Origin of the sequence: Glutamicibacter sp. NPDC087344 (genome assembly GCF_044744225.1) — a bacterium.
GTDB lineage: Bacteria > Actinomycetota > Actinomycetes > Actinomycetales > Micrococcaceae > Glutamicibacter.
Genome location: NZ_JBIUXY010000001.1, coordinates 352,642 through 374,552, shown reverse-complemented (window position 1 = coordinate 374,552; position 21,911 = coordinate 352,642). Strand labels below are relative to the sequence as shown.

The following is a 21,911-nucleotide window of genomic DNA, read 5'->3' as shown; positions in this document are numbered from 1 at the left end:
CGACCTACTCTCTACTCCCTTGGTTCCTAGCGTGCAGGAGCGCATCCTGATGGTGTTGGCGGGACTTGTCATGCCGGTTTTTCTATGGTGTTTTGAGCCCGAAAGTTAGCCTGACGTGTGGGTCTTCACGAGAACCGTGGAATGTTGCTGTGAGCACGAGTACTAGAATTCAATGCTTTTACTCCTTGACCCATCTTGGACCGCCAACACCCCAAAATCAGCCGCAGATCAGCGGTGGAGAAGGAAGAAGGTGAAACGATTATAGATGTGGTGCATCAACGCGCCGCTGGAATGGACATCTCCAAACGAGACGCCAAGGTCGCCGTGCGCAAGCCAGGCAAACGTCAAGGAACCTACACGACCACGGTTCTCACGTCCGGCGCGACCACCAAGCAAGTCCTCGCGCTGATCGAGTATCTGAAGGATGAACAGGTCACCACGGTGGTGATGGAATCAACCAGCGACTATTGGAAACCTTTCTACTAACTGATGGAGGGCCAACTGCCGGTGATGCTGATCAACGCGAAACAAGCCAGGAACATGCCGGGACGGAAAACTGACGTGAACGACGCGACCTGGCTGGCGCAGCTGGCCGCACATAATTTGCTGATTGGTTCGTTCATCCCGCCCGAACCGATCAGACAGTTGCGGGACCTGACCCGCAACCGTTCCTCGTTGGTGCATGACCGCACCAAGGTCTATCAGCGGATGGAAAAATTCTTGGAGTCCTCCGGGAACAAAATTTCTGCGGTGGTTTCCTCATTAACCGGTGTTTCGGCCAGGAACATGCTCGATGCCCCGGTGGACGGGCATCTTGATCCTCAGCTGCTCGCCAACATGGCTCAGGGCCGGTTGCGGCAGAAGATCCCGGATCTCATCGACGCGCTGGAGGGCAGGTTCACCACGCGTCACGAATTCATGATGCGTTTGTTCTTGAAGCAGGCTGACGGCCTGGATGTGATGATCAGAGAACTCGATGAGCAGATCGAGGACGCGATGACCCCTTTTTGTGAAGCAGCCTCGTCGATCTCCACAATCCAGGGGCTTTCGGATACGTCTACTGAGGTGGTCATTGCCGAGATCGGAGTGGATATGAGCGTCTTGCCCGACGCGGCGCATCTGGCCCCGTGGGCGGGTGTCTGCCCGGGGCCGAACGAATCGGCAGGACGCAGCCAATCCTCGCATACCCGGGGAGGTAATTCGTATTTGAAGGCCGCGTTGAGCACGGCGGCGTTGAACGCGACCCGGCAGAAGAACACGTTTTTGGCCGCACGGTTTAGACGGTTGTATCCGTGCCGTGGTGGCAGTCGGGCGTTGGTGGCCATTGAGCATACGATCCTCGCAGCGATTTGGCGCATGTTGTCCTACGGTGAGGTGTATAGGGAGCTGGGGCCTGATTATTACCAGACGCGTAATCAGTCCATGGCTTAGGTCAATGCCGTGACGGGGCGCAATATTAGGTACTACATCATAGGAAACGATGGTGAGTTTGCCTGGTCTGGCCGTTTGCCGACAGGAACCCCCTACATGATTAAGGGTGCTGAGTTCGAACTGACTATGACTGCCAAGCATCAGACGTACCCACTGACTGACCTTGCGATTACTCTTTACACATCCTCCAATGGCACGAACTGGACTGAAGCACCCTACGTGAACGATTTTGGTGATCCAAACAACAAATCAATCTTCTACATTGCGACAGAACTGCGTGGTCTTGAGATCGTGTGCCGAGTAGGGCGAGTTGGTACGGCTGTTCCGGCTACATCCGGCTACTGGGTACCGTCGCCTTTCGCCGACAGGGTACTCCGATTACGGCTTGCTGGTCCTGCCGGCGGTCCGATGAACGCCACCACGGATCAGGCCAATAACTTCACGCTGCATTTCCGTGTTGTTCAGCAGCCGTGCTTCCACGTCCCTAGGGGTGAAGATTCCATGGACCTGCTGCGGTGCGTGGGGCTGGCCCTGGCCCGCGATGCAGCAGTTCGTGGGAACAAGGCTTCGGGACTGCCTCAACGGGGCGCGGGAATATGGGGTGTTCGACCATTGCGGTTGGGTTCCCATGGCTAGATGACTGCGTTGTTGTCAGCGACGCGAATCGGGTTTGCTGGGGATTCAACGAGGCAGTATGGAAATTCCATGTCCTGTGTAGTGCAGCAGATACCTGGGCGGTGTCACATAGGCCGCGCCGCATTCGATGCTTACGTGTGTGCTGTCGCAGGGCAGGAGGCACAGGGTGTCAATGGCATTCTTGCAGTTCCGTGAGGGCGGAATAGCGTTACCATCTCGCCGGAAGAGAAGTACCTTCAACCTCTATTCGGCAATCGTGCCTTTCGTCTCGAAATGGAGTTTGCACCTGTCTGCCGAGCAAGGCACGTGGCTGGCGTTCCATGCCCAGGCGCTTACTACGGATGAATGCACGCTGAGCATTGTGAAGGTTGCATAGTGAGTGTCCGGGAGATCCTACCTAGCGGAGAGCCTATCGCTGCTCTGATTGACAACATGGCTACGGCTGCTTAAATAAAGTCGGCGCAGCGCAGAGGATCGACAAGTATCGTAATGAATCGAATCTACTCCGCGGCGACGTGGGATATCACGACGCATGGTCCCATCGTGATCCAGGTCCTCTTTACTCCGTCGGACATGACGTTTGGTGGAGCGTTTGCATACAAATTGTATGGTCGAATGTTCGACGGTGACGTCAACCAGGACATCGACCCAATTCTGATTACTCGAAAGAGGACGGTGAACGGCGTCTACCGATGGATAATCGGGTACCCGCTAAACCGGTCTGTGCAAATGAAGTTCTATGTTTTTTCGCAAGGTGAAGGAACTATGTCAGTCTCAACCTTGTAACTGTTTCGAAAATTCCTTGCCATCATCCTGATTTACCTATAGAAATGGATCAACTCGCAAATTTTGTGGATATGGGGATGCTCAATGAATCGCGCGACTCATTTACCTGCGCTCAGTCTGTTTTTCGCTTCATGCATTCTGCTGGCTGCCTGCGGAGGGGAGGGGAAAGCTGAACCGGAACCTTTGCCGACCTCCTCTGAAGCTCTGACCGACAGCAGTACTCCAACTTCCAGTGAGCTAGGTGAACTTGGTCCAATTCCACTACCTAGCGACCTCGAAACACCGAGTAACACGCTCTACTTCACCGATGGTATTGATGATAATACAATCAAGCACGAGAAAATGAATGTCGACTACGAGGCATTTGCAAACTGGGATTCAATGGACATTAATGAGAAACTTATCGTTGGTGACGAGTTCTTTGCTGCGAACGGTGTCGAGGGAGTAGCCGGCATCAATCAAGACGGTGAAGAGATGATGGAATGGTTTTACTCGCGATATGTTGCTGTCAAAAAACTCGCTCTCGATACAAGCGCAGAGCGAAACGAAGAGATTGCTATCATGCTCGCTGATACCTTAGCAATGCCTAACAATGACACAATGCACGGCATTGGAGGGTATAAAGAGGAGTTTGGCACATTAGCCTATAGCAGTGACGAAATGAAGGTGGGTAGCCTTAATATATACGAATATACTGACGGCATGGACACATTCAATGATCCCTACAATGGGAAATTAGTTGGTAAAGTCGTACATTATGATGTCAGCTATGATTACGGAGATGATAATAAATATTCCATAGAGTTCCAGGAGCAGTTTGCCTATCGTGAAGCAATCAACGCCCAAGGTTCCTTGCAGAGCTATTGGTTCTCCGTTTCAAGGCAGAGATATTCATCGGAAGCTCCATTCAACTACGGAAGCAAACCACCAATCACTCTAAACGAACCTAAAGACACAAACTAATCCATTGCATATATGGCTCTCTTTTTTCAAAAGCGGAGAACCTAACCCTCAAATCTTGTACTCAAAAACCCACGAACCAATATGAGCTTCAAACGCGGCCACCGTCGACTCAAAATCATCACGCTGAACATTACTGATCGCGTTCTTGGCATCATTCCGCACATGCTCAATCGGGTTATGATCAGGGGCGTAGGGCGAAAAATTGATTAGATGCACATCTTGCAGCGTCTGCCCTGCTGCGAGTTCAGCACGAATCAGCTTGTTCTTGTGCTATGAGGTGTTATCCCACACAATTACCAGTTTTTCCCGGATGCAACCCAACCAACGTCTGCACCGCTCCCAAGATCGTTTCGCTGTTCTGCCAATCCAACCGCAACGTCGTGCACTGGCCGGTGCTCTGGTAGAGGAATCTGATAAGCGACTGGGAGGCCTTCAGCCGGTCGACTTTCACCACGGTTTTCGTGTTCTCGTACCAGGCTCGCCGAATCACCGCTTACTGATCGATACGCACCTCATCGGCAGCAAACACCATGGTGTAAGGGTCAGGCAACGGTCCGACCAGTTCGTCCCGGGTTTCCTTGCTCTGCCGGTTAATGACCTTGGTATCGGCTCGCCTCCGATCAAAGCCCTCCGGTTTATAAAACGTTAGGCCTGCCATGCGTAAGAGGAACTGGTAGGACGTGGCTGAGGCATACTCATCATTGAAGGTGGTGGAGGGCCAAGACGCTAGCTTTGGAACATCCTAGTACTGGGCGGGGAGGTACTCACCACCTGGCGGCTGGGATAAAACCTGAGTCACCGTCTGACCAGCCGAGCAACACCGAGCGCGCATTGATGACGCTGTGGCTGCACATCGGCCGCTTCGAGATTCTGAACCTGTCAACTGGGAGCGCGAGGCGCTGGGCGATGCCGTGGACAAAGTGAACCAGCGCGACTTCCGGGAGGATTCCGAGCCTATGTGACGCTGCTGGCACGAGGATACCCCGTTGGTGTGGGACCCAAAATGCGCCAGAGGGCAGCCAAGTGCTCCCCATGAGACGAGCGTTTGGGCTACCTGAAACACGGAATCCCCCGGCACCGGCCGAGGGGATTCCGTATCTATTCGCGCCGGTCCAAGCCCGACACCCACTAGGTCAGCGTATCCGCATGCGCTATGCGACCACCTTTGCACCCTTCTTACGGTTGCAACGCCAGCAGAGCGTCTGGAGGTTGTCGTGCGTGCTGAGCCCACCCTTGGACACCGGCACGATGTGGTCAACTTCGAGCAATAGGTGGGGCTCGGCGGCCACCGAAATACCGCACTCGGGGTTTTGGCAAGTGTAGTTGTCGCGGTCCTTGATTTCGGTTCGCAGTCGCACGGTCATCAGCGCGCGCTGACCGGCCGCTGACTTTGCCCAGCGGATCTTCTCGACGAGCGTCGCTGACAGTGCCTCGAGGGTGGGGGAATCGAGTTCAATGCTTGTCGACTGACTGCTGTTGCCTCCTGCTGAGGTGTACTGGAACTTATAGCTCGCATACGGCACAGTGATTGGTGACAGGTGGACACCGATCTGGTTCCAGAACGCCTCGGCGTAGCGCTTGAGGATGAAGGCGGGCGGATTAATCCTCGCGGTGATTGCCGCCTCGCGTTCCTTCACGTTGGCTACGGCTTCCTCCAACCGCGAGATGTCCTCGACTACACGCTGGACGTCGGCCAGGGTCGCCTGGTCAGCCTTGATCGAGAAGTACTTCATGAGGTACTTGATCGGGTCGACGCTGGCATTGCGGACGACCTGAAGGGATGCGTTGTGCACGTGCGGCTCATATTCGGCCACGTTGCGGTCGCGCCGGTTGTTCCAGGCCGAGGTGTTCTCGAATTTCGCCAAGTGTGCGTAGTTACCAGTGGAGGAGACACCCAGCTCGAACGAGCCCTGAGAACGGATCTCGGCCACGTAGTTCACGACCTCATTGTGTTCGGCCACCACACCGGCAACCTCGGCCCGTAGCGCCTGGAATTCTTCCGAATTGAAATAGCGATCTTTTCTGATCTTCCAGATGATTGGACTGGAGATCAGAACAAGTACGAGCGTGAATAAGGTGACGGCCCCATTATCCGTAATTCGCCCAAGGGTGAGTGGCAACAAGATGAGCAGAGTGATGTAGAGCGGTTTGGGCATGGTCCTTCTTCTCGAGTAGCTGTGATTACAATCATTCCATTGAACTTGATTCAAGCTTAAAGGAAAAACCCGGAATGTTTCGACGGATCCCAAGGAACCCGCACAGAGCGACAGTTGAGGGAATTGATTCTAGTCAGGTGCCAAAATAACTGACCTGAGCAATGTGGAATAAGCGGTGCCAGCCCGGTGGGTTGGCACCGCTTGCTTGTTATGGGTGTAGTATCGCGAAGTAGTTAATGTCAGAATGACTCTAACCAAATCTTCGGCGGTGCCCGGCACCCCGAGAGTAGCAACGAAAGAACGTGGATCATGTCATCGGTACCTGAATGGGCAAATGTCGAGGAACGGCGCAACCTGCCGCCGACCCTCGCGGTGTCCACCGTGATCCTCGGGATCCGTGAAGGCAGCGAAGGCGGCCCGGACAAACTGTGTTTGCCACTGGTTCGCCGCATCCGCCAGCCCCACGCGGGTCTTTGGGCGCTACCCGGCGGGCCGGTCGGGGCGCGTGAATCCTTGGGGCAGGCGGCCGGACGCACACTGGCAGAAACAACCGGACTGCGGCCAACCTATCTGGAACAGCTTTATACCTTCGGGGATATCGACCGGTCGCCAACCCACCGCTTGGTGACCATCGCCTACTTCGCCCTCTTGCATTCCGAGCAGGTCGGCACCGCGGTTCAAGACGAGAACGTCGCCTGGTTCGACGTGGATGACCCGCAGGTCGCCCAGCTGGCCTTCGACCATCGCAAAATCGTCGACTATGCGCTGTGGCGGCTGCGCAACAAAACCGAGTACGGGCAGATTGCCCACCGCTTGCTCGGCGACCGCTTTACCCTGGCGGCCCTGCGCGGGGTGTATGAAGCGATCCTCGGGCGCCGGCTGGATCCAGCGAACTTCAGACGCACGCTGAACTCCACCGCGAGCATCGAGGCGACCGACGAGTACCTAGCCGGGGGTAAACACCGCCCGCCGCGGCTCTACCGCTACGTCGGGCACGGTCCGGATCCGCTGCAGGTCGACCCGCTGCAGGTCGACCCGCTGCAGGTCGACCCGCTGCTGGTCAGCCCGCCGCGGCTGAACCTGGTGCACGCCGAGCCTGCAGCGGGCGAATAACACCCCTCGGCCGTCGCGGCCCGAAACCACAAACCTCTAAAACCCACACACCAACCCCAGCTCGAAAGGGGAACACCATGAGCACCCAACTTTCCGAGGCAACCAACGCCACGAAGACAGGATCGGTCGCGCAGACCATCGCGCGGCTGAACCTGCTGGCCACCGAGTCCACCTGTTCACAGGACCTGGCCGCCAGCCCGTGGGATACCCCGGGTGGATACGGCCCGGGCGCCTCGCAGGATGATCAGATTCCTGCCGGTTACCCCGCCCAGGCATCCATCCCGCAGGCCTACCTGACAGCCAGCGACGAAGACCTCGACGCACGCATCATCGCGGCCAAAAAAACGCTGGGGGACCGGGCGGTGATCCTCGGCCACTTCTACCAGCGCGACGAGGTGGTGAAGTACGCGGACTTTGTGGGCGACTCGTTCCAGCTGGCCAACGCGGCGCTGACCCGCGACGCGGCCGAAGCGATCGTGTTCTGCGGGGTGCACTTCATGGCTGAGACCGCGGACATCCTCTCGCGCGAGGACCAGGCTGTCATCTTGCCGAACCTCGCCGCGGGTTGCTCCATGGCGGATATGGCCGACGGCCCCAGCGTCCAGCGCTGCTGGGATGAGCTGATGGAGCTGTACAAGGACGAGGAAGACGACGGCCGGATGCCGGTCATTCCGGTAACCTACATGAACTGCTCCGCTGAGCTGAAGGCATTTGTGGGGCGCAACGGCGGACTGGTGTGCACCAGCTCCAACGCCGCCACGGTGCTCGAATGGGCTTTCGAACGCGGCCGCCGGGTGCTGTTTTTCCCCGATCAGCACCTGGGACGCAACACCGCCAAGGCCATGGGTGTGCCCCTGGAGCAGATGCCCATGTGGACCCCGCGCAAGGAACTGGGCGGAAACACCGAAACCACCCTGCAGGAAGCGAAGGTCATCTTGTGGCACGGTTTCTGCTCGGTGCACAAACGATTCACCCCGGCGCAAATTGCCAAGGCACGCCAGGAATTCCCCGGTGTCCGGGTCATTGTGCACCCCGAATGCCCCATGGAGGTGGTGGACGCCGCGGATGAAGCGGGCAGCACCGACTACATCCGCCGCGCGATTGCCGATGCGAGTGAACCAACCACCTTCGCCATCGGCACCGAAATCAACATGGTCAACCGGCTGGCCGCCGAGTACCCGCAGCACACCATCTTCTGCCTGGACCCGATGATCTGCCCGTGCTCCACGATGTACCGGATCCACCCGGGCTACCTGGCGTGGGTCTTGGAAGAGCTGGTGGCCGGCCGGGTGGTCAACCGCATCACCGTGCCAACCGAACAGCAGGGGGACGCGAAGATCGCCCTTGAGCGGATGCTGGCCGCACGTCCATGACTACCGGCCGCCAAACCCCGCACGGTGGTGAACACCGGCTGGTGATTGTTGGATCCGGCGTGGCCGGGTTGTGTGCCGCCCTGCAGGCGGCGGCCGCCGGGGCGCACCCGGTTTTGCTGACCAAGGACGCGCTGGGGGATTCGAACAGCGAACTTGCCCAGGGCGGGTTGAGCGCGGTCACCGTGCAATCCATCGCCGCCGGGGATTCGGTGCAGGCCCACGTGGCGGATACCCTGGCCGCCGGCGCCGGGCACTGCGGGCCGGCGGCCGTGGAGATGATGTGCGCATCCGCCGCCGAACTGGTGCAGATGCTTGAATCGCACGCGGTGGACTTCGACCGCACCGAGCATGGCGGGTACCAGCTGGGCCTGGAGGCCGCGCACAGCGCGCATCGAATCCTGCATATCAACGGGGACGCCACCGGGGCCGGGCTCATCACCGCGCTGCGCGCCGCGGTGCGTGCCCTGCAAGCCCAGGGCAAGCTGCAGGTCCTTGAGCACACGCTGGCCACCGGGCTGCTGCTCGAGGACCAGCGGGTGGCGGGGGTCAGCTGCCTTTCGGCTGCCGGACGCACGCGGCTGCGCACCGGTGCGGTGCTGTTGGCCACCGGCGGGCTGGGACAGCTGTATGCCGCCACGACCAACCCCGCGGGGGCAACTGCCGACGGGATCGGGCTGGCCGCCCGGGCCGGCGCGGTGATCGCGGATGCCGAATTCATCCAGTTCCACCCCACCTTGGTGGACCCCCAGCTGTACCCGCAGGCCGGAATGGTCTCCGAGGCGGTGCGCGGCGAAGGCGCGGTGCTGACCACCGAGGACGGCGCGCGTTTTATGCTCGCGGTGCACCCGGATGCCGAACTGGCACCCCGGGATGTGGTGGCACGCGGCATCCACGAACAACTGGTGGCCGGGCACCGGGTGTACCTGGACGCGCGCGGGGTGGAACAGGAGCGCGGGGCAGGTTTCCTTGCCCGGCGTTTCCCCACGATCACCGCACGCCTGGCCGCCTCCGGGCTGGACCTGGCAAAGGACCCGATCCCGGTGGTTCCGGCCCAGCATTACGCCATGGGCGGCATCCACACGGATACCGCCGGACGCAGCACGGTGCCCGGACTCTACGCCGCCGGGGAATGCGCCAACACCACGGTGCACGGGGCCAACCGGCTGGCCAGCAACTCGCTGCTGGAGGCCATGGTGTTCGCGCGTGCCGCGGTTCAAGCCATGATGGAAGACCACCCCCGCGCCTGCGCCTCAGACACCGGGCTGCAGGTGTCCGAACTTCCGCCGGCAGACCCGCAAGCGCCGCTGGAACTGGCCGGCCTGCAGGCCGCGGCCAGCGCCCGGTTGGGAGTTCACCGCACCGGTGGAGGCTTGGGCGAACTGGCCGGGCTGCTCTCCCGCAGCGCCCCGGTCGCCGAAACGGCGCGCGCCCAACACGAGCTGGAGAACCTGTGGATCACCGCCCGGGCCGCCTGTGCCGGGGCACTCACCCGCACCGGAAGCCTGGGGGCGCATCACCGGGTTGACGCGCAGCCTGGCAACCCGTCACCAGCTGGCACCGCACCTAATGCCGGCATTCGTTACGGCTGGGTGCTTGGCGCCACCGAGCGTGCTGAATTCGGCCGCGAAACCCTGGACACCACCGATCTGAAAACCGCAGAAGTGAGCAAGGAACTGAACGCGTGAACACCACACTCAACACCGCAACAACCACCGCCGCGGCGGCAACCCAGGTCCGCCCGGTCCCGGTGGCCGCCATCGACCGAATCCTGGACCTCGCGTTTGCGGAAGACAACCCCCGCGGGGATCTGACCGCGGATACCATTGTGCCGCTCGGCGCCCGGGCCTCGGCCCAAGTGCGCGCCCGGCAGGCAGGCGTGCTCTCCGGCGGGCAGGTTTTCGCCCGCGCCATGAAATTCATCGACCCGCAGATCCACGTGGTCCAACTGGTCAAGGAAGGCCAGGGATTCACCGCCGGGGAGGTCTTGCTGACCGTTGACGGGCCGGCTGCCTCGGTGCTCACCGCCGAACGGGTGGGCCTGAACCTGCTGCAGCGGATGAGCGCCATCGCCACAGCCACCGCGGCGCTGGTGCAGCTGGTGGCGCACACCACGGCGCGTATTGCCGATACCCGCAAAACCACTCCGGGGCTGCGGGTGCTGGAACGTTACGCGGTGCGTTGCGGAGGAGGGGTGAACCACCGGGACAACCTCTCCGAGGCATTTATGGCCAAGGACAACCACCTGGCACTGTTTCCCAACGGTCCCGAGCTCACCGCCGCGCTCACCGCGGTGCGCGCCTCCCTGGGGCACACCACCGCCATGGAAGTGGAAGTTGATTCAATCGAGCAGATCCCTGCCGTGCTGGCGGCCGGGGTGGATGTCATCATGCTGGATAACTTCACCGCCGCGCAGATCCCTGCGGCCATCACGCTGATTGCCGGACGGGCCATCGTCGAGGCCAGCGGCAACATCAGCCCGGATACCGTCACCGCCATTGCCGAGGCCGGCGTGGACATCATCTCCTCCGGTGCCATTACCCACTCGGTGCAGGCCATTGACCTGGGCCTCGATATAGTAGTCGCATGATCTACATGGACGCCGCATCCACCGCTCCGCCCCGCCAGGACGTGCTGGATATGGTGACGCCGTTGCTCACCCGCGACTTCGGCAACCCCTCCTCGCACCATGAGGCCGGGCATCAGGCCCGCCGTGCCGCCAACTGGGCGCGGTCCCAGGTGGCCGGAGCGCTGCAGGTGGCGGCCGAGGAAGTTTATTTCACTTCCGGCGGCACCGAAGGGGCCAACACCGCGGTGATCGGCGGGGCCCTGGCCAATCCGCGGGGCAGGGTAGTGGTCAGCAGCGCCATCGAACACCCAGCGGTGCTTGAAGCCTGCCGGTACCTGGTGGAATTCCACGGATTCACCCATCGCCTGATCCCGGTCAGCGACCAGGGTCTGGTGGACCTCGAGCAGGCCGCCAAGCTGATTGATGACAAGGTCGCCGTGGTGTCGGTGATGAGTGTGAACAACGAAGTCGGCACGATTCAGCCGGTAATCCAGCTAGCAGAGCTGGCCCACCGGGCCGGGGCGCTGATGCACACCGACGCGGTGCAAGCCGCCGGCTGGCTGGACCTCGCACCGCTGGCGGCCGCAGTGGACGCCTTGAGCATCTCCGGGCACAAGATCGGTGCGCTGAAAGGCAGCGGAATGCTGTACCTCAGCTCCCGGCACCGTTTTGTGCCGTTGCTGCACGGCGGGGGCCAGCAGGACGGGATGCGTTCGGGCACCGAAAATCCGGCGGCCGCGGTGGGCCTGGCCGTAGCATTAAAGGCGTGCGCCCAGCAGCGCCTTGAAGGTCTCGGGGAAGGCTACGGGAGGTATCTGATAGACCGCATCGTATCGACGCTGGAGGCCGAATACCCCGGAAGTGTCAAACTCACCGGCCACGAAACCGAGCGGATCGGCGGGATCGTCTCCTTTGTGTTCCCCAAAACAGCAGGGGAGACCGTCCTGATTGAACTTGAACGCAAGGGGGTGCTGTGTTCCTCGGGTTCGGCCTGCGCGGCCGGCTCCACCGACCCGTCGCCGGTGCTCACCGCCATGGGGTACGAGCCGGAGCTCGCCCACACGGCGGTTCGCTTGTCCTTCGGCCGCGGGATCAAGGAAAACGAAGTCAGCCAGGTCGCCGCGGCCACCATTGCCACCCTGTCCCGGCTCTTGGATTAACCGATTTCGCTCAGCTCCAAGAGCCGGCGCCGGGCCAGTTCCAGTTCCCGGGGGTTCAGGTACGGGGAGCCAATCGATGCCGCCAACCCCTCGGCCGCAAAACGCACCGCCAGCGAGGTCCCCTCAGCTATGCCGTCGTTGGCAAAAACTTCGCGCCACGAGGTTGCATCTTGCTCGAAGATATTGTGCTGCGATTGCTCGCTGCCGAAGAGCTGCATGAGGTAGGAGGAGGAGAAAAGCTGTCGCATCAGCTCGCTGTCCGCGGTGAGCGCCCTGACGTAGCCGCGCAACAATTTGCCGGGCCGGTTTTCCGACAGGTCCACATGTGAATGGACTTCATCCCAGAAGCGCTGGGCGCCCTCGGCCAGCGTCGCCTGTTCCAGCTCGTGGCGGCTGGGGAAGTGGTGGGTCAACGCTCCCTTGGACACCCCGGCACGGGAGGCAATCTCCGCCAGGCTGACCCCGGCGCCCTGGGCTGCAAAAAGTTCGATAGCCGAATCGAGCAGCGCTCGCCGGGTGCGTTCCTTGTCCCGGGTGGCCAGCCGTTCGGCTTCGTGGCCGGTAGCGGATTTAGTGTTCGACATGGGTATCAGCCTTGGTCGATGGGGTGGAAGGGATCAGGCGCCAGGCAATCACTGCGGAGAGCACCAGCAGCACCGCGGCGATATAGGCGGTGACCTGCATCCCGTGGGTGAACGCGTGTTGCGCCAGGCTCAGCAGGTCGGTGTCGCCCGGTTCCAGCGCGTTGACGGCACTGGCCAGGGACTCATTCATGGCCTCGGAAACCGTCGGGTCGGTTCCCGCCGGGACCACCAGGCTTGAGCGGTACAGGGCGGTCTGCAACGAACCGAGCACCCCGATACCCAGGGCGATACCCAACTCATAGGCGGTTTCGGAGATGGACGAGGCCGCGCCGGCGCGTGCCGGGGGAGCCGCGGAGACCACTGCATCGGTGGAGAGTGTCATGGCCAGGCCGGTGCCCAGGCCAATGATGGCCAAGGAAATCCCGAGCCAGATGTAGCTCTCCAGGCCTTCGCTCAGTCCCAGCGCGGCCAGGCCCACGGCGCCGATCAACAGGCCTGCGGCGATGGCTCGGCCAAGCCCCAGCCGGGAGAGCGCCGCTCCAACCAGCAGCACCACCAGCATCGAGGCGATGGTGGCTGGCATTTCGGCCATACCCGCCCAGAACGGTGAAAAACCGCGGACCAGCTGAAGGTACTGCGAGAAGAAAAACAAGAGCCCGAAAAACGCGAAGATGGACAGCGCGTTGGAGGCCACCGCCCCGCTGAAGGCGGGAATCTTGAACAATGAAATATCCACCAACGGGGTGGTGAGCTGTCGCTGCCGGCGGATGAACACAAACCCTGCCAGCAGGCCAATCACCAGCGCTGCGAGCACCGTGGCGTCCAACCCGTCGCTGATGACGTGTTTGATGGCGTAAACCACCGGGATGATGGTCAGCACGGAGAGCAGCGAACTGACCAGGTCGATCCGTCCGGCGTCGGGGTTTTTGGATTCTGGCAGCAGTTTGGCGCCGAGGATCACAATCAGTGCAATGACCGGCACATTGATCAGGAAGACCGAACCCCACCAGAAGTGCTCCAGCAACGCCCCGCCGACCAGCGGGCCCACGGCGCCGCCGGCCATGGCCCCGGCTGACCAAATGGCAATCGCGCGGGAACGGTCAATCGGGTGGTGGAACACGTTGCGGATGATTGACAGGGTCGAAGGCATGATGGTTGCGCCGGCAATACCCAGCAGTGCGCGGGCCGCAATCAGCACCTCGGCGTTGGGAGCGAAGGCGGCGATGGCCGAAGCGGCACCGAACGCGATGCTGCCGATCATCAGCAGTCTCTTGCGGCCGATGCGGTCGGCGACGTTGCCCATGGTGACCAAGAACCCGGCCAGCACAAAGGAGTAGATGTCTCCGATCCATAGGATCTGGGTGGCACTGGGGGCAATGTCTGCGGTTAATGCCGGAACCGCCATGTAGAGCACGGTGCCGTCGATGGCCAAGAGTGTCACGGAGAGGATCAGCACCACCAGTGCCGACCATTCTTTGCGTCCGGCGCGCGGTTCTGCGGAGAAGTTTGAGGTCACGAAAAAATACTAACAAACTATTTGGTTCGTTATGAAGTACGTTTGGTTTTTTGTTGATGAGAGGGCGTCTGGCATAACGACAACCGGACTTAGCGTGAATATTGGGTCGAGAATCCCATACTCGCTGTTGGCTGACTCTTCACGTCCAGTTCAGTTGTAATGATTGAAATTCTGACGGTGACGGCCAAAACCACATGTGATGATTTAAACCATGAAGAATCCTGAGATTGTTGCCCGTGCTCTAGACGGAGATCGGCTCTTGTGCGTTCTCTCCACCGCATCGGGTCAGCAGCTAACGCTGCAGGGGACAAACAACGACGTTGACCCCGCTATCGATGACAGCAAGCTATCCAGTAACGTCGCACTGGTGCGTAATGCGTGGGCCTTTGCCGTCTCCAAGTATGAGTCGATCAGCCTTGAAGACGCGACAGAGCAGAAGCAGGCAGCTAAACGTTCGGATAACTTCAAAAAACTGCCCAGTGGATCGCTGAACTTGCCGACAACGTATCCGAGGAAATCAGGCAAGGGTGGTGCTCTGCCTGTTTCGGCCACCACAACCACCTCAAGGTGAACCGCTCCTTTGGGCAATTCCCCGTATATCTCTGTAAGTCATGCGGTTCACCAACAACCCCGTGCGCTGGATTCGGGTGCAAAAACATGGCGGTACGCAACCACGGTATCGGCAGCCTTCAACGTTACTGCGCCGAGCACCTGCACGAAATCACCGGTTTCGAAAAGGCGGACCGGAAGATGGAAGCCTTGAATGACTACGAAGAATTTCTGGCCTACGACAAGCAGAATCTTGCCAGGACCGCCAAAATGGTGGGTCTGGCTGGCGCAGGGGTCGCACTAGTCACCCCGCTGGCGTTCCTTGCCGCTTCCGCCGTCGGTGGGGCCGTCGGAGTGCTCGTTGGCGGATATTCGGGCGCCGCTGCAACGAGTTGGGGCCTGGCTGCCTTGGGTGGCGGCTCCCTGGCTGCCGGAGGGTTGGGAATGGCCGGAGGAACGGCGGTGGTCACCGGGGTTGGTGCGGCCGTCGGGGGAGTCCTCGGCGCTACCGTGACCAACGCCTACGTGCGCGAAGACAAATCCTTCCATATTGAAATGCTTCGCGGAGGAAGCGGGACACCGGTTGTCGTCTGTAACGGATTCCTGAGCCAATCAGGCAAAGGGTGGGGCGAATGGAAAGAGCTGGTGACCGATCGCTATCCAGATTCTCCCGTTTATCGAGTTCATTGGGGCGCGAAGGAACTGAAGAACCTGGCGGTGCTTGGTGGCAAAGCTGCGGCCAACCCGGTGGGAGCCGCAGCGGTGAAGCAGGTAGCACTGAAGGCGGCGAAGACCGCCGGTAAAAAACTTGGCCCCATTGCTCCGGCCTTGCTCGCCGCTGACCTGGCGAAAAACCCATGGCACGTAGCCAAAAACCGCGCGGAGAAAACCGGGGCAATTCTGGCTGACCTCCTGGCGCGAACCGAGGAAGAATCCTATGTGTTGATCGGCCATAGCCTGGGTGCACGGGCAATGGTTGTTGCCGCCCAGACGCTAAGCACCAAACCGCGCGGCCCGCGGATCGAAGCGATGCATTTGCTTGGCGCAGCGATCGGTGCCACGAGCGATTGGCGAGAACTGACCGATGCGGTAGATGACAAGATCTACAACTACCATTCGTCCAGAGACAACGTTCTGAAGATCATCTATTTTGCGGCAGAAGGCGGGCAAACCGCGGCCGGACTGGCTGGGTTTCGACCAGCGTCGAGCAAGTTCCTCAACGTTGATGTATCGGAGAGTGTTGCAACCCATCATGACTACCACGCGAGTGTGAAACTGAACGAAACCGCAGACAGCCAGACGCCCTAGGCTTTCGATCCAAGAATCCAGGGTCCAAAGTCCGCGGCTTATCCTCATCCTGGGGTAGGCCGCGGGATCCTAGGCTTTCGTGCCACCTGGCTACCGCAAATATTTGCCAGAAACCCATCCGGATTTGCCACCGTACTTCACGGGATACCAACCGCTTTTGACGGCTCCGGTAACAACAACTTTTTTGCCTTTCGGGATGGTCAAAAGGACCTTCTGACTGGTGCTCGCACCGGCCCGCAGGTTGAGATTCGCCGTGGTCGTTTTGGTTTTCGCCTTAGAAGTAGAACTGTTTTGCGGTGTGGATTTCTTCGTTGAGATGTTGCTCAGATAGGTGCCCGAGACCCATCCTGTTTTGGAGCCGTAGGTGACCTGGTACCAGCCGGATTTTACCGATCCGGTGAGCTTGACAGTTTTACCCTTGGGGATGGTTTGGATGATCTTTTTACCGGTGCCGATGCCGGAGCGTTGGTTCAGGTTGACCGTGGTTTTCGCTGTCCCTTTCCCGACTTTGTTGGTTTTCGAGGTGGAACCACTTCCAGTGAGACCGTAATAGGCCTCGAACGATCGTGCACCCGAGTTGCGATAGTCCTTGGCCAGGGACGATCCGACATATCGAAAGTGCCATGGTTCATAGGCGTAACCGGTCGCGGATTCTTGCCCCTTGGGGTATCGCAAGATGAATCCATACTTATATCCGTTTGTGGCTACCCATTTCCCGACCGGAGTCTTCTCGAAACAGCTTTGAAGTCCGCAGGCACCATTGCTGTTGCCGACATCAATTGCAAGGCCGGTCTGATGCTCACTAGTCCCGGGCACGGCAGAGATCCGCGATGCGTAGGTCTTTCCGTAGAGTTTGGTATAGCGGTTGAACAGTTCGGATTGGCGGGCATAGGACCGGTAGCCACTGACCGCTGCGATCTTGACGCCGCTTTTCTTAGCGTCTTTCACCATCTTGGAGTAAGCCTTGGCCGCCTCTGGCTGAAGTCTGACATTTGTTCCGGACACCGCGACGGTTTTTGGCACGAACTTCTTGGGACTGAGCGGGTAGTTTTTGTTGACGAATACCGAAATGCTTTGTGGATCTCGGTTGATTTTGCGTTGGGCGGCCGGAATCGCCGTTTGATTCAACATGTCGGGGGAGTGCACCAAGACGCTGGCCCTTGAATCCGAAGAACTAGTTGTGGCCGGTGCCATCACTGACGCTTGCGCGGCGCCGAAGGGCAATGATGCGGCAATAAGCGCGGCAGTAATCAGAGACGGTATTGCTGACCTAGATTTACCATGAATCAACATAATAGGACTCCTGCGACAGTCGGAGTATGACGTGCCACCCATTGCACCACTTGAGCCGGGCAACAATCAACCACTTTTTTCTGGGATCGTGGCCCTCGCTGCCCGCTGTTACGGCGCTAGGCCATCAAAGGTCAGACGACGGCGAAGAACTGGGCTCAAGTGACCATTGAATTGTCCCAACCCTGCCTGATTTGGTAGTTTTGCCATCATGCAGATCCGTCCAGAATCTTATGATGACCGGGCCGCGGTCTACGCGGTGACACATGCCGCGTTTGCCGGGCTGGACCCGATGGTGGAACCAGAAGAAGTTGGTCTGCTCCAAAAACTGTTCGACTGCGATGCCTACGATTCGAGGTATTCGCTGGTGGCCTTGGACGGTAGCGCCGTGATTGGACACGTGATTGCCACCTGGGGGCAGGTTGAAGGCCGGCCACTGCTGGGTCTCGGGCCGATAGCCGTGGCACCCGAGTACCAGCACCGCGGGGTGGGATCGATCCTCATGCAACATATTCATGATCGGGCCGAGGAAGCGCATCTCAGCGGAATCGTGCTGCTTGGCTCGCCGGCTTACTACCATCGTTTCGGCTATGAGACCTCCTCCGAACGCGGGATTTATCCCAGTGATCCAGCGTGGGGTGAACACTTTATGGTTCGGGTTTTCGACGCTGCGTCACTTCCAACGGGGAACTACCGCTACGCTGAACCCTTCGGTTGCTGAACTTACCGTCGGATCAGTGAAGTTTTTGGCCGCTTCAGTTTTGACCGATAATTTGGGGTTTGAGCTGGTGACCTCTTGCCCGTAGGGCTCAGGAGGCGTACAAAAGGATCATGAGCGAGGACCAGCCCCTGCAAGAACTGTCTTTCAGCGTCAGTGGAATCATTGCCAAGGCCCGTACGCAGGTGTATGAGGCCGTAGCTGATCCCGAGCAGCTGTCGCATTACTTTACGACGGGCGGGGCCAAGGGCCGCTTGGAAGTGGGCTCCGAGGTGACGTGGGATTTCCACGACTTCCCCGGTGTCTTTGAAGTGCGTGTGATTGACGTTGAGGCTCCGAATTACCTTGTGGTGGGGTGGCAAGGTGCGAATACGTCAAGCGAAGATGGTTGGAATACCGTGCGGTTCGACTTTGAATCGCTGGAAGAGAGTACTCGCACCAAGGTGACAATCACCGAAACCGGATGGCAGGTTGACGCCGACGGCGCTAAAGCGGCGTTTGGCAATTGCGAAGGCTGGACCGGAATGCTTGCCGCGATGAAAGCCTGGCTGGAATACGGGATCAACTTGCGCGACGGTTTTTACAAGTAGCCTTGGTGATCCACTGCCCACCGCGAACCGCTGTTTGCCTGAGCGCGGAGCTGCGTTGGCCAGGCGATTTTTTGATGATCATTTGCGCGAGAACAATAACCAAACCTTGTTTGGGGTGTCCCCGGCAATGATCTGGGGCAGGAAGGAAACCGAAAATCTAGCTTCAAGCTTCCGGCCAGAAACGTGAGTAGTCAGTAGCGGCCGATGTTTCCGACCGGTCGCACGGACACAACCCGAACTCCGGGGTCTGGCACGGAAATTTCCTTGGCTGATCCCGGAGCAGCGGGTGGGCGTTATTGAATTGCGGCGCGCAGCTTGGTACTGAGCCGATTCAGTTCCAGGAACTCTTCTTCGCTCAGTGCCGTGCCCAAGAGGCCGTAGAGGTGTTTGACGTGCTCTCGGCCAATTTGCTGCTGGAGTTCCAACCCTTTGGCTGTCAGGGAGAGTTGGGTAGCGCGTTGATCCTCCGGATCTGGTTCACGAGTTACCAATCCCTGATCCTCCAGCCGGACAACCATTCGGCTCAGGCTTGGCTGAGAAATCAACAGGTGGCGATTCAGGTCCACCAGGCGGCTTTTGCCGCCGGGGCAGGTGCGCAGATTAAATAACACGTCGTATTCGCGCATCGACAGCTTGGAGAACTCCGGCAAGGCGGTGATCTGCCGCATGACCGCCACCTGCGCCCGGAAGAGTGCTTCCCAGGCGTCGGTGGCGACCTTCAATGATGCAGGGGTGCTACTGGTCCCGGTCACTGAGTACTGGCTCCTTTATGTTGGCAAGCTCGGCTTCCAGTTTAGCCTTGTGAGCTGTCACGCGTCCCTCATGTGTTGGTGCAGGTGTCAGGTCGGCTGGTGCACGAGATGCCATTTCTTTGCGCAACTCGGGAAGCACGTACTCGCCGAACATGTCCAACTGGTTCAGTACGGTCTTCAACGGCAGGCCCGCGTGATCCACCAGGAACAACTGACGCTGGTAGTCGCCGAAGTATTCCTGGAAGCTCAGGGTCTTCTCCAATACCTGCTGCGGCGAACCAACGGTCAACGGAGTTTGAGCGGTGAAGTCTTCCAGTGACGGACCGTGGCCGTAAACCGGAGCGTTATCGAAGTACGGGCGGAACTCCTTGACTGCCTGCTGGGAGTCCTTGGCCATGTAGAACTGGCCGCCGAGTCCAACGATTGCCTGGTCGGCACGTCCGTGGCCGTAGTGCTCGTAGCGTTCGCGGTAGAGGCCAATGAGCTGCTGGTAGTGCTCCTTTGGCCAGAAAATGTTGTTCGCGAAGAACCCATCACCGTAGTAGGCGGCAATTTCGGCAACCTGAGGGGTGCGGATGGAACCGTGCCACACGAAAGGTGCTACATCATCTAGTGGCCGCGGCGTTGAGGTGAAGTTCTGCAGCGGCGAGCGGAAACGTCCCTCCCAATCCACCACGTCTTCGTCCCACAGGCGGCGGAGCAGGTTGTAGTTTTCCACCGTCAGGTTCACCGAGTCTTGGATATTTTTGCCGAACCATGGGTACACCGGACCGGTATTGCCGCGACCCAGTACCAAGTCCACACGACCATTTGACAGGTGCTGGAGCATTGCGAAATCTTCAGCAATTTTTACCGGGTCGTTGGTGGTGATCAGCGTGGTAGCAGTTGAGAGGATGATTCGCTCGGTCTGTGCCGCGATGTAGGCCAGGGTGGTGGTCGGGGATGAGGAGAAGAACGGCCGGTTGTGGTGCTCTCCGATGGCGAATACATCCATGCCGATTTCTTCGACCTTCTTGGCGATCGCTACCTCGGCATCAATACGTTCTTTTTCGGTTGGGGTGTAACCGGTAGTTGGGTCGCGGGTGATGTCGCTGACTGAGAAAACTCCGAACTGCATTTCCACTCCTAGTTTGTTAAGGCTCACTGTGTCCTTGCCTCTAACTTACATGCATATGCATGTAAAAACAAGTTGAGGTGTCAATCATCTTATTGGGGTTCCAGGATCATCGTCGCTTGGAGAGACGTCACCGCCGGCCACGAGACAACGGATCCTTTAGAGAATGCTCGAATAATCTGAGTGAGAAACTTGAGCACTTTCTCAGCGATTCCACTGAGCGAAAGTTCAAGTGGCCGTTGGCCCGCAACAATCGTCAGCATGTTCACCATCAAATTGAAGATCGCCGATGGATTCTTGGTCGCTAGGGAAATACCCTTGAGCAATGCTCGGGATAGTCATGCTGGTGGGCTGGACTGTGGCCTCGCTATAGAATGTGCAGGTGGAAGACACCCAAGATCCAGAGTTCGCTCAGCGACCCGTGGGCCCGGAAGATGACGGCGCCCCCGCTGGGCAACTCGCGGCGGCACCAGCCGACGTAGTGACCCCTCGATGGGGAAACTATCTGCGCAATGGGCTCTTGATTATCGTATTTCTGTTGATGCTTTGGCTGGTGCTCAATGTGCACATGCCCTCGATCCAGCAGATACGTGAAAGCGTCGATGTAACCAGCTGGACCGCAATCCTCGGATTTATTGGACTGTATGCCTTGGTGGCAATCACACCCATTCCCGTGACCATTATGGCCATAGCGTTTGGGCTGCTTTTTGGTGTTTTTGAAGGCACCGCGTTCGCGCTGGTCGGGGTGATGCTCGGTAGCTGGGCGGCTTACTGGCTCGCTCGGCTTCTAGGTCAGGTCACCGTACGTCGACTCATGGGCCGGCATGCACCCACCGTTGAAGAAAAACTCGAATCCCGTGGTTTCCTTGCGGTCTACCTTTTACGTGTGATGCCAGGCGTCCCCTACTGGCCGGTTAACTATGGAAGCGGAGCCTTCGGGGTATCTCAACGGGTTTATCTGATCGCCAGTGCACTGTCTGTCATTCCCGGCCAACTCTCATTGGTTGCCATCGGTGCCTTTATTGCTGTTCCGTCATTTTTCCACGGGGCTGTTGTCGTCTGCGCCTGGATTGTGGTGGCCACCCTAACCATCTGGGCGTACCTGCGCTGGAGACGGCAGAGCAAGGCCGAATCGTAGCTGCAATCACCAGGCTAAAGGTTAATAACAAGAGTTCCCACGCGGGAAACCGAGCTATTCGTCATCACGTCGGACTTCCCTCAAACATGGTTATCTCACCCCCTGGCAACCGCGGAGGTTTTCCGTTCCCCATACTCCGAGTAGAACCGTCTTGGTCAGCGATATAGA

At 59.2% G+C, this 21,911-nt stretch carries 21 protein-coding genes and 1 pseudogene; 14 read left to right on the top strand and 8 right to left on the bottom strand.

The annotated features are described in order from the left end of the window. Nucleotides 1–267 precede the first annotated feature (267 nt). Both ACIOWL_RS01630 and ACIOWL_RS01625 read left to right on the top strand, forming a co-directional pair. Entirely contained in the window at nucleotides 268–486 is a 219-nt protein-coding gene (locus ACIOWL_RS01630; protein ID WP_400380844.1) for a hypothetical protein, read from the top strand. Between the two features lie 3 nt (nucleotides 487–489). Beyond that, a complete protein-coding gene (locus ACIOWL_RS01625) occupies nucleotides 490–1,431 on the top strand; it encodes an IS110 family transposase (protein ID WP_400380841.1) in 942 nt (313 codons plus the stop codon). A gap of 378 nt (nucleotides 1,432–1,809) precedes the next feature. Here the strand turns inward: ACIOWL_RS01625 and ACIOWL_RS01620 are convergent, their stop codons facing one another. Further along, a complete protein-coding gene (locus ACIOWL_RS01620; RefSeq protein ID WP_400380838.1) occupies nucleotides 1,810–2,061 on the bottom strand; it encodes a hypothetical protein in 252 nt (83 codons plus the stop codon). Between the two features lie 178 nt (nucleotides 2,062–2,239). Here ACIOWL_RS01620 and ACIOWL_RS01615 point away from each other — a divergent pair, with 178 nt between their 5' ends. Next, nucleotides 2,240–2,443: a hypothetical protein gene (locus tag ACIOWL_RS01615; RefSeq protein ID WP_400380836.1), complete on the top strand. Its 204-nt coding sequence runs from the start codon at nucleotides 2,240–2,242 to the stop codon at nucleotides 2,441–2,443. A 494-nt stretch (nucleotides 2,444–2,937) separates the two neighbouring features. Continuing rightward, nucleotides 2,938–3,816, top strand: a complete 879-nt coding sequence (locus ACIOWL_RS01610; RefSeq protein ID WP_400380834.1) for a hypothetical protein — start codon at nucleotides 2,938–2,940, stop codon at nucleotides 3,814–3,816. Between the two features lie 48 nt (nucleotides 3,817–3,864). Here ACIOWL_RS01610 and ACIOWL_RS01605 read toward each other — a convergent pair. Continuing rightward, nucleotides 3,865–4,705 (bottom strand): annotated as a pseudogene (locus ACIOWL_RS01605) (IS630 family transposase); the annotation flags it as partial. A gap of 262 nt (nucleotides 4,706–4,967) precedes the next feature. Then, entirely contained in the window at nucleotides 4,968–5,972 is a 1,005-nt protein-coding gene (locus ACIOWL_RS01600) for an HNH endonuclease (RefSeq protein WP_400380831.1), read from the bottom strand. 309 nt (nucleotides 5,973–6,281) lie between these two features. Here ACIOWL_RS01600 and ACIOWL_RS01595 point away from each other — a divergent pair, with 309 nt between their 5' ends. The 5 genes from ACIOWL_RS01595 to ACIOWL_RS01575 all read left to right on the top strand — a co-directional run bounded on the left by ACIOWL_RS01595 (nucleotide 6,282) and on the right by ACIOWL_RS01575 (nucleotide 12,184). Then, entirely contained in the window at nucleotides 6,282–7,085 is an 804-nt protein-coding gene (locus tag ACIOWL_RS01595; protein WP_400380828.1) for an NUDIX hydrolase, read from the top strand. A 77-nt stretch (nucleotides 7,086–7,162) separates the two neighbouring features. After that, nucleotides 7,163–8,458: a quinolinate synthase NadA gene (gene nadA, locus ACIOWL_RS01590; RefSeq protein ID WP_400380825.1), complete on the top strand. Its 1,296-nt coding sequence runs from the start codon at nucleotides 7,163–7,165 to the stop codon at nucleotides 8,456–8,458. Continuing rightward, entirely contained in the window at nucleotides 8,455–10,143 is a 1,689-nt protein-coding gene (gene nadB / locus ACIOWL_RS01585) for an L-aspartate oxidase (RefSeq protein ID WP_400380823.1), read from the top strand. Before nadA ends, nadB begins: the two co-directional genes overlap by 4 nt. Beyond that, nucleotides 10,140–11,045 (top strand): carboxylating nicotinate-nucleotide diphosphorylase, encoded by a 906-nt coding sequence (gene nadC / locus ACIOWL_RS01580; protein ID WP_400380820.1) that lies wholly within the window; start codon nucleotides 10,140–10,142, stop codon nucleotides 11,043–11,045. The genes nadB and nadC overlap by 4 nt, the downstream gene beginning before the upstream one ends. Then, a complete protein-coding gene (locus tag ACIOWL_RS01575; protein ID WP_400380817.1) occupies nucleotides 11,042–12,184 on the top strand; it encodes a cysteine desulfurase family protein in 1,143 nt (380 codons plus the stop codon). The genes nadC and ACIOWL_RS01575 overlap by 4 nt, the downstream gene beginning before the upstream one ends. Here the strand turns inward: ACIOWL_RS01575 and ACIOWL_RS01570 are convergent. Then, nucleotides 12,181–12,768: a TetR/AcrR family transcriptional regulator gene (locus ACIOWL_RS01570; protein WP_400380814.1), complete on the bottom strand. Its 588-nt coding sequence runs from the start codon at nucleotides 12,766–12,768 to the stop codon at nucleotides 12,181–12,183. The genes ACIOWL_RS01575 and ACIOWL_RS01570 overlap by 4 nt on opposite strands. Further along, nucleotides 12,755–14,284, bottom strand: coding sequence for an MFS transporter (locus ACIOWL_RS01565; protein WP_400380811.1), 1,530 nt, complete (start codon nucleotides 14,282–14,284; stop codon nucleotides 12,755–12,757). Before ACIOWL_RS01565 ends, ACIOWL_RS01570 begins: the two co-directional genes overlap by 14 nt. Nucleotides 14,285–14,495: 211 nt before the next feature. Between ACIOWL_RS01565 and ACIOWL_RS01560 the strand changes: the two genes are divergently transcribed. Both ACIOWL_RS01560 and ACIOWL_RS01555 read left to right on the top strand, forming a co-directional pair. Beyond that, nucleotides 14,496–14,855 carry a hypothetical protein gene (locus ACIOWL_RS01560; protein WP_400380809.1) on the top strand — a complete coding sequence of 120 codons (360 nt, stop codon included), beginning with the start codon at nucleotides 14,496–14,498 and terminating at the stop codon, nucleotides 14,853–14,855. 86 nt (nucleotides 14,856–14,941) lie between these two features. Beyond that, nucleotides 14,942–16,141, top strand: coding sequence for a DUF726 domain-containing protein (locus ACIOWL_RS01555; RefSeq protein WP_400380807.1), 1,200 nt, complete (start codon nucleotides 14,942–14,944; stop codon nucleotides 16,139–16,141). Between the two features lie 90 nt (nucleotides 16,142–16,231). Here ACIOWL_RS01555 and ACIOWL_RS01550 read toward each other — a convergent pair whose 3' ends face one another. Beyond that, nucleotides 16,232–17,434 carry a D-alanyl-D-alanine carboxypeptidase family protein gene (locus ACIOWL_RS01550; protein ID WP_400380805.1) on the bottom strand — a complete coding sequence of 401 codons (1,203 nt, stop codon included), beginning with the start codon at nucleotides 17,432–17,434 and terminating at the stop codon, nucleotides 16,232–16,234. A 208-nt stretch (nucleotides 17,435–17,642) separates the two neighbouring features. Between ACIOWL_RS01550 and ACIOWL_RS01545 the strand changes: the two genes are divergently transcribed. Then, complete coding sequence (locus ACIOWL_RS01545; protein ID WP_400380802.1) at nucleotides 17,643–18,152, top strand: GNAT family N-acetyltransferase; 510 nt, start codon at nucleotides 17,643–17,645, stop codon at nucleotides 18,150–18,152. Between the two features lie 110 nt (nucleotides 18,153–18,262). Continuing rightward, nucleotides 18,263–18,739 (top strand): SRPBCC domain-containing protein, encoded by a 477-nt coding sequence (locus ACIOWL_RS01540; protein ID WP_400380799.1) that lies wholly within the window; start codon nucleotides 18,263–18,265, stop codon nucleotides 18,737–18,739. 293 nt (nucleotides 18,740–19,032) lie between these two features. Here the strand turns inward: ACIOWL_RS01540 and ACIOWL_RS01535 are convergent, their stop codons facing one another. Both ACIOWL_RS01535 and ACIOWL_RS01530 read right to left on the bottom strand, forming a co-directional pair. Beyond that, nucleotides 19,033–19,491, bottom strand: a complete 459-nt coding sequence (locus ACIOWL_RS01535) for a MarR family winged helix-turn-helix transcriptional regulator (RefSeq protein ID WP_400380797.1) — start codon at nucleotides 19,489–19,491, stop codon at nucleotides 19,033–19,035. Further along, entirely contained in the window at nucleotides 19,475–20,608 is a 1,134-nt protein-coding gene (locus ACIOWL_RS01530) for an LLM class flavin-dependent oxidoreductase (protein WP_400380795.1), read from the bottom strand. The genes ACIOWL_RS01535 and ACIOWL_RS01530 overlap by 17 nt, the downstream gene beginning before the upstream one ends. Before the next feature lie 379 nt (nucleotides 20,609–20,987). Here ACIOWL_RS01530 and ACIOWL_RS01525 point away from each other — a divergent pair, with 379 nt between their 5' ends. Beyond that, complete coding sequence (locus ACIOWL_RS01525; protein WP_400380792.1) at nucleotides 20,988–21,743, top strand: TVP38/TMEM64 family protein; 756 nt, start codon at nucleotides 20,988–20,990, stop codon at nucleotides 21,741–21,743. Nucleotides 21,744–21,911: the final 168 nt, after the last annotated feature.

Excerpts from the sequence above, each read along its gene's own strand:
- ACIOWL_RS01615 (WP_400380836.1), top strand. The coding sequence starts at position 2,240 with ATGGCATTCTTGCAGTTCCGTGAGGGCGGAATAGCGTTACCATCTCGC.
- ACIOWL_RS01620 (WP_400380838.1), bottom strand. The coding sequence starts at position 2,061 with ATGGGAACCCAACCGCAATGGTCGAACACCCCATATTCCCGCGCCCCG.
- ACIOWL_RS01545 (WP_400380802.1), top strand. The coding sequence starts at position 17,643 with ATGCAGATCCGTCCAGAATCTTATGATGACCGGGCCGCGGTCTACGCG.
- nadB (WP_400380823.1), top strand. The coding sequence starts at position 8,455 with ATGACTACCGGCCGCCAAACCCCGCACGGTGGTGAACACCGGCTGGTG.
- ACIOWL_RS01570 (WP_400380814.1), bottom strand. The coding sequence starts at position 12,768 with ATGTCGAACACTAAATCCGCTACCGGCCACGAAGCCGAACGGCTGGCC.
- nadA (WP_400380825.1), top strand. The coding sequence starts at position 7,163 with ATGAGCACCCAACTTTCCGAGGCAACCAACGCCACGAAGACAGGATCG.
- ACIOWL_RS01625 (WP_400380841.1), top strand. The coding sequence starts at position 490 with ATGGAGGGCCAACTGCCGGTGATGCTGATCAACGCGAAACAAGCCAGG.
- ACIOWL_RS01595 (WP_400380828.1), top strand. The coding sequence starts at position 6,282 with ATGTCATCGGTACCTGAATGGGCAAATGTCGAGGAACGGCGCAACCTG.
- ACIOWL_RS01575 (WP_400380817.1), top strand. The coding sequence starts at position 11,042 with ATGATCTACATGGACGCCGCATCCACCGCTCCGCCCCGCCAGGACGTG.
- ACIOWL_RS01550 (WP_400380805.1), bottom strand. The coding sequence starts at position 17,434 with ATGTTGATTCATGGTAAATCTAGGTCAGCAATACCGTCTCTGATTACT.
- ACIOWL_RS01600 (WP_400380831.1), bottom strand. The coding sequence starts at position 5,972 with ATGCCCAAACCGCTCTACATCACTCTGCTCATCTTGTTGCCACTCACC.
- ACIOWL_RS01530 (WP_400380795.1), bottom strand. The coding sequence starts at position 20,608 with ATGCAGTTCGGAGTTTTCTCAGTCAGCGACATCACCCGCGACCCAACT.
- ACIOWL_RS01555 (WP_400380807.1), top strand. The coding sequence starts at position 14,942 with ATGGCGGTACGCAACCACGGTATCGGCAGCCTTCAACGTTACTGCGCC.
- ACIOWL_RS01560 (WP_400380809.1), top strand. The coding sequence starts at position 14,496 with ATGAAGAATCCTGAGATTGTTGCCCGTGCTCTAGACGGAGATCGGCTC.
- ACIOWL_RS01540 (WP_400380799.1), top strand. The coding sequence starts at position 18,263 with ATGAGCGAGGACCAGCCCCTGCAAGAACTGTCTTTCAGCGTCAGTGGA.
- ACIOWL_RS01610 (WP_400380834.1), top strand. The coding sequence starts at position 2,938 with ATGAATCGCGCGACTCATTTACCTGCGCTCAGTCTGTTTTTCGCTTCA.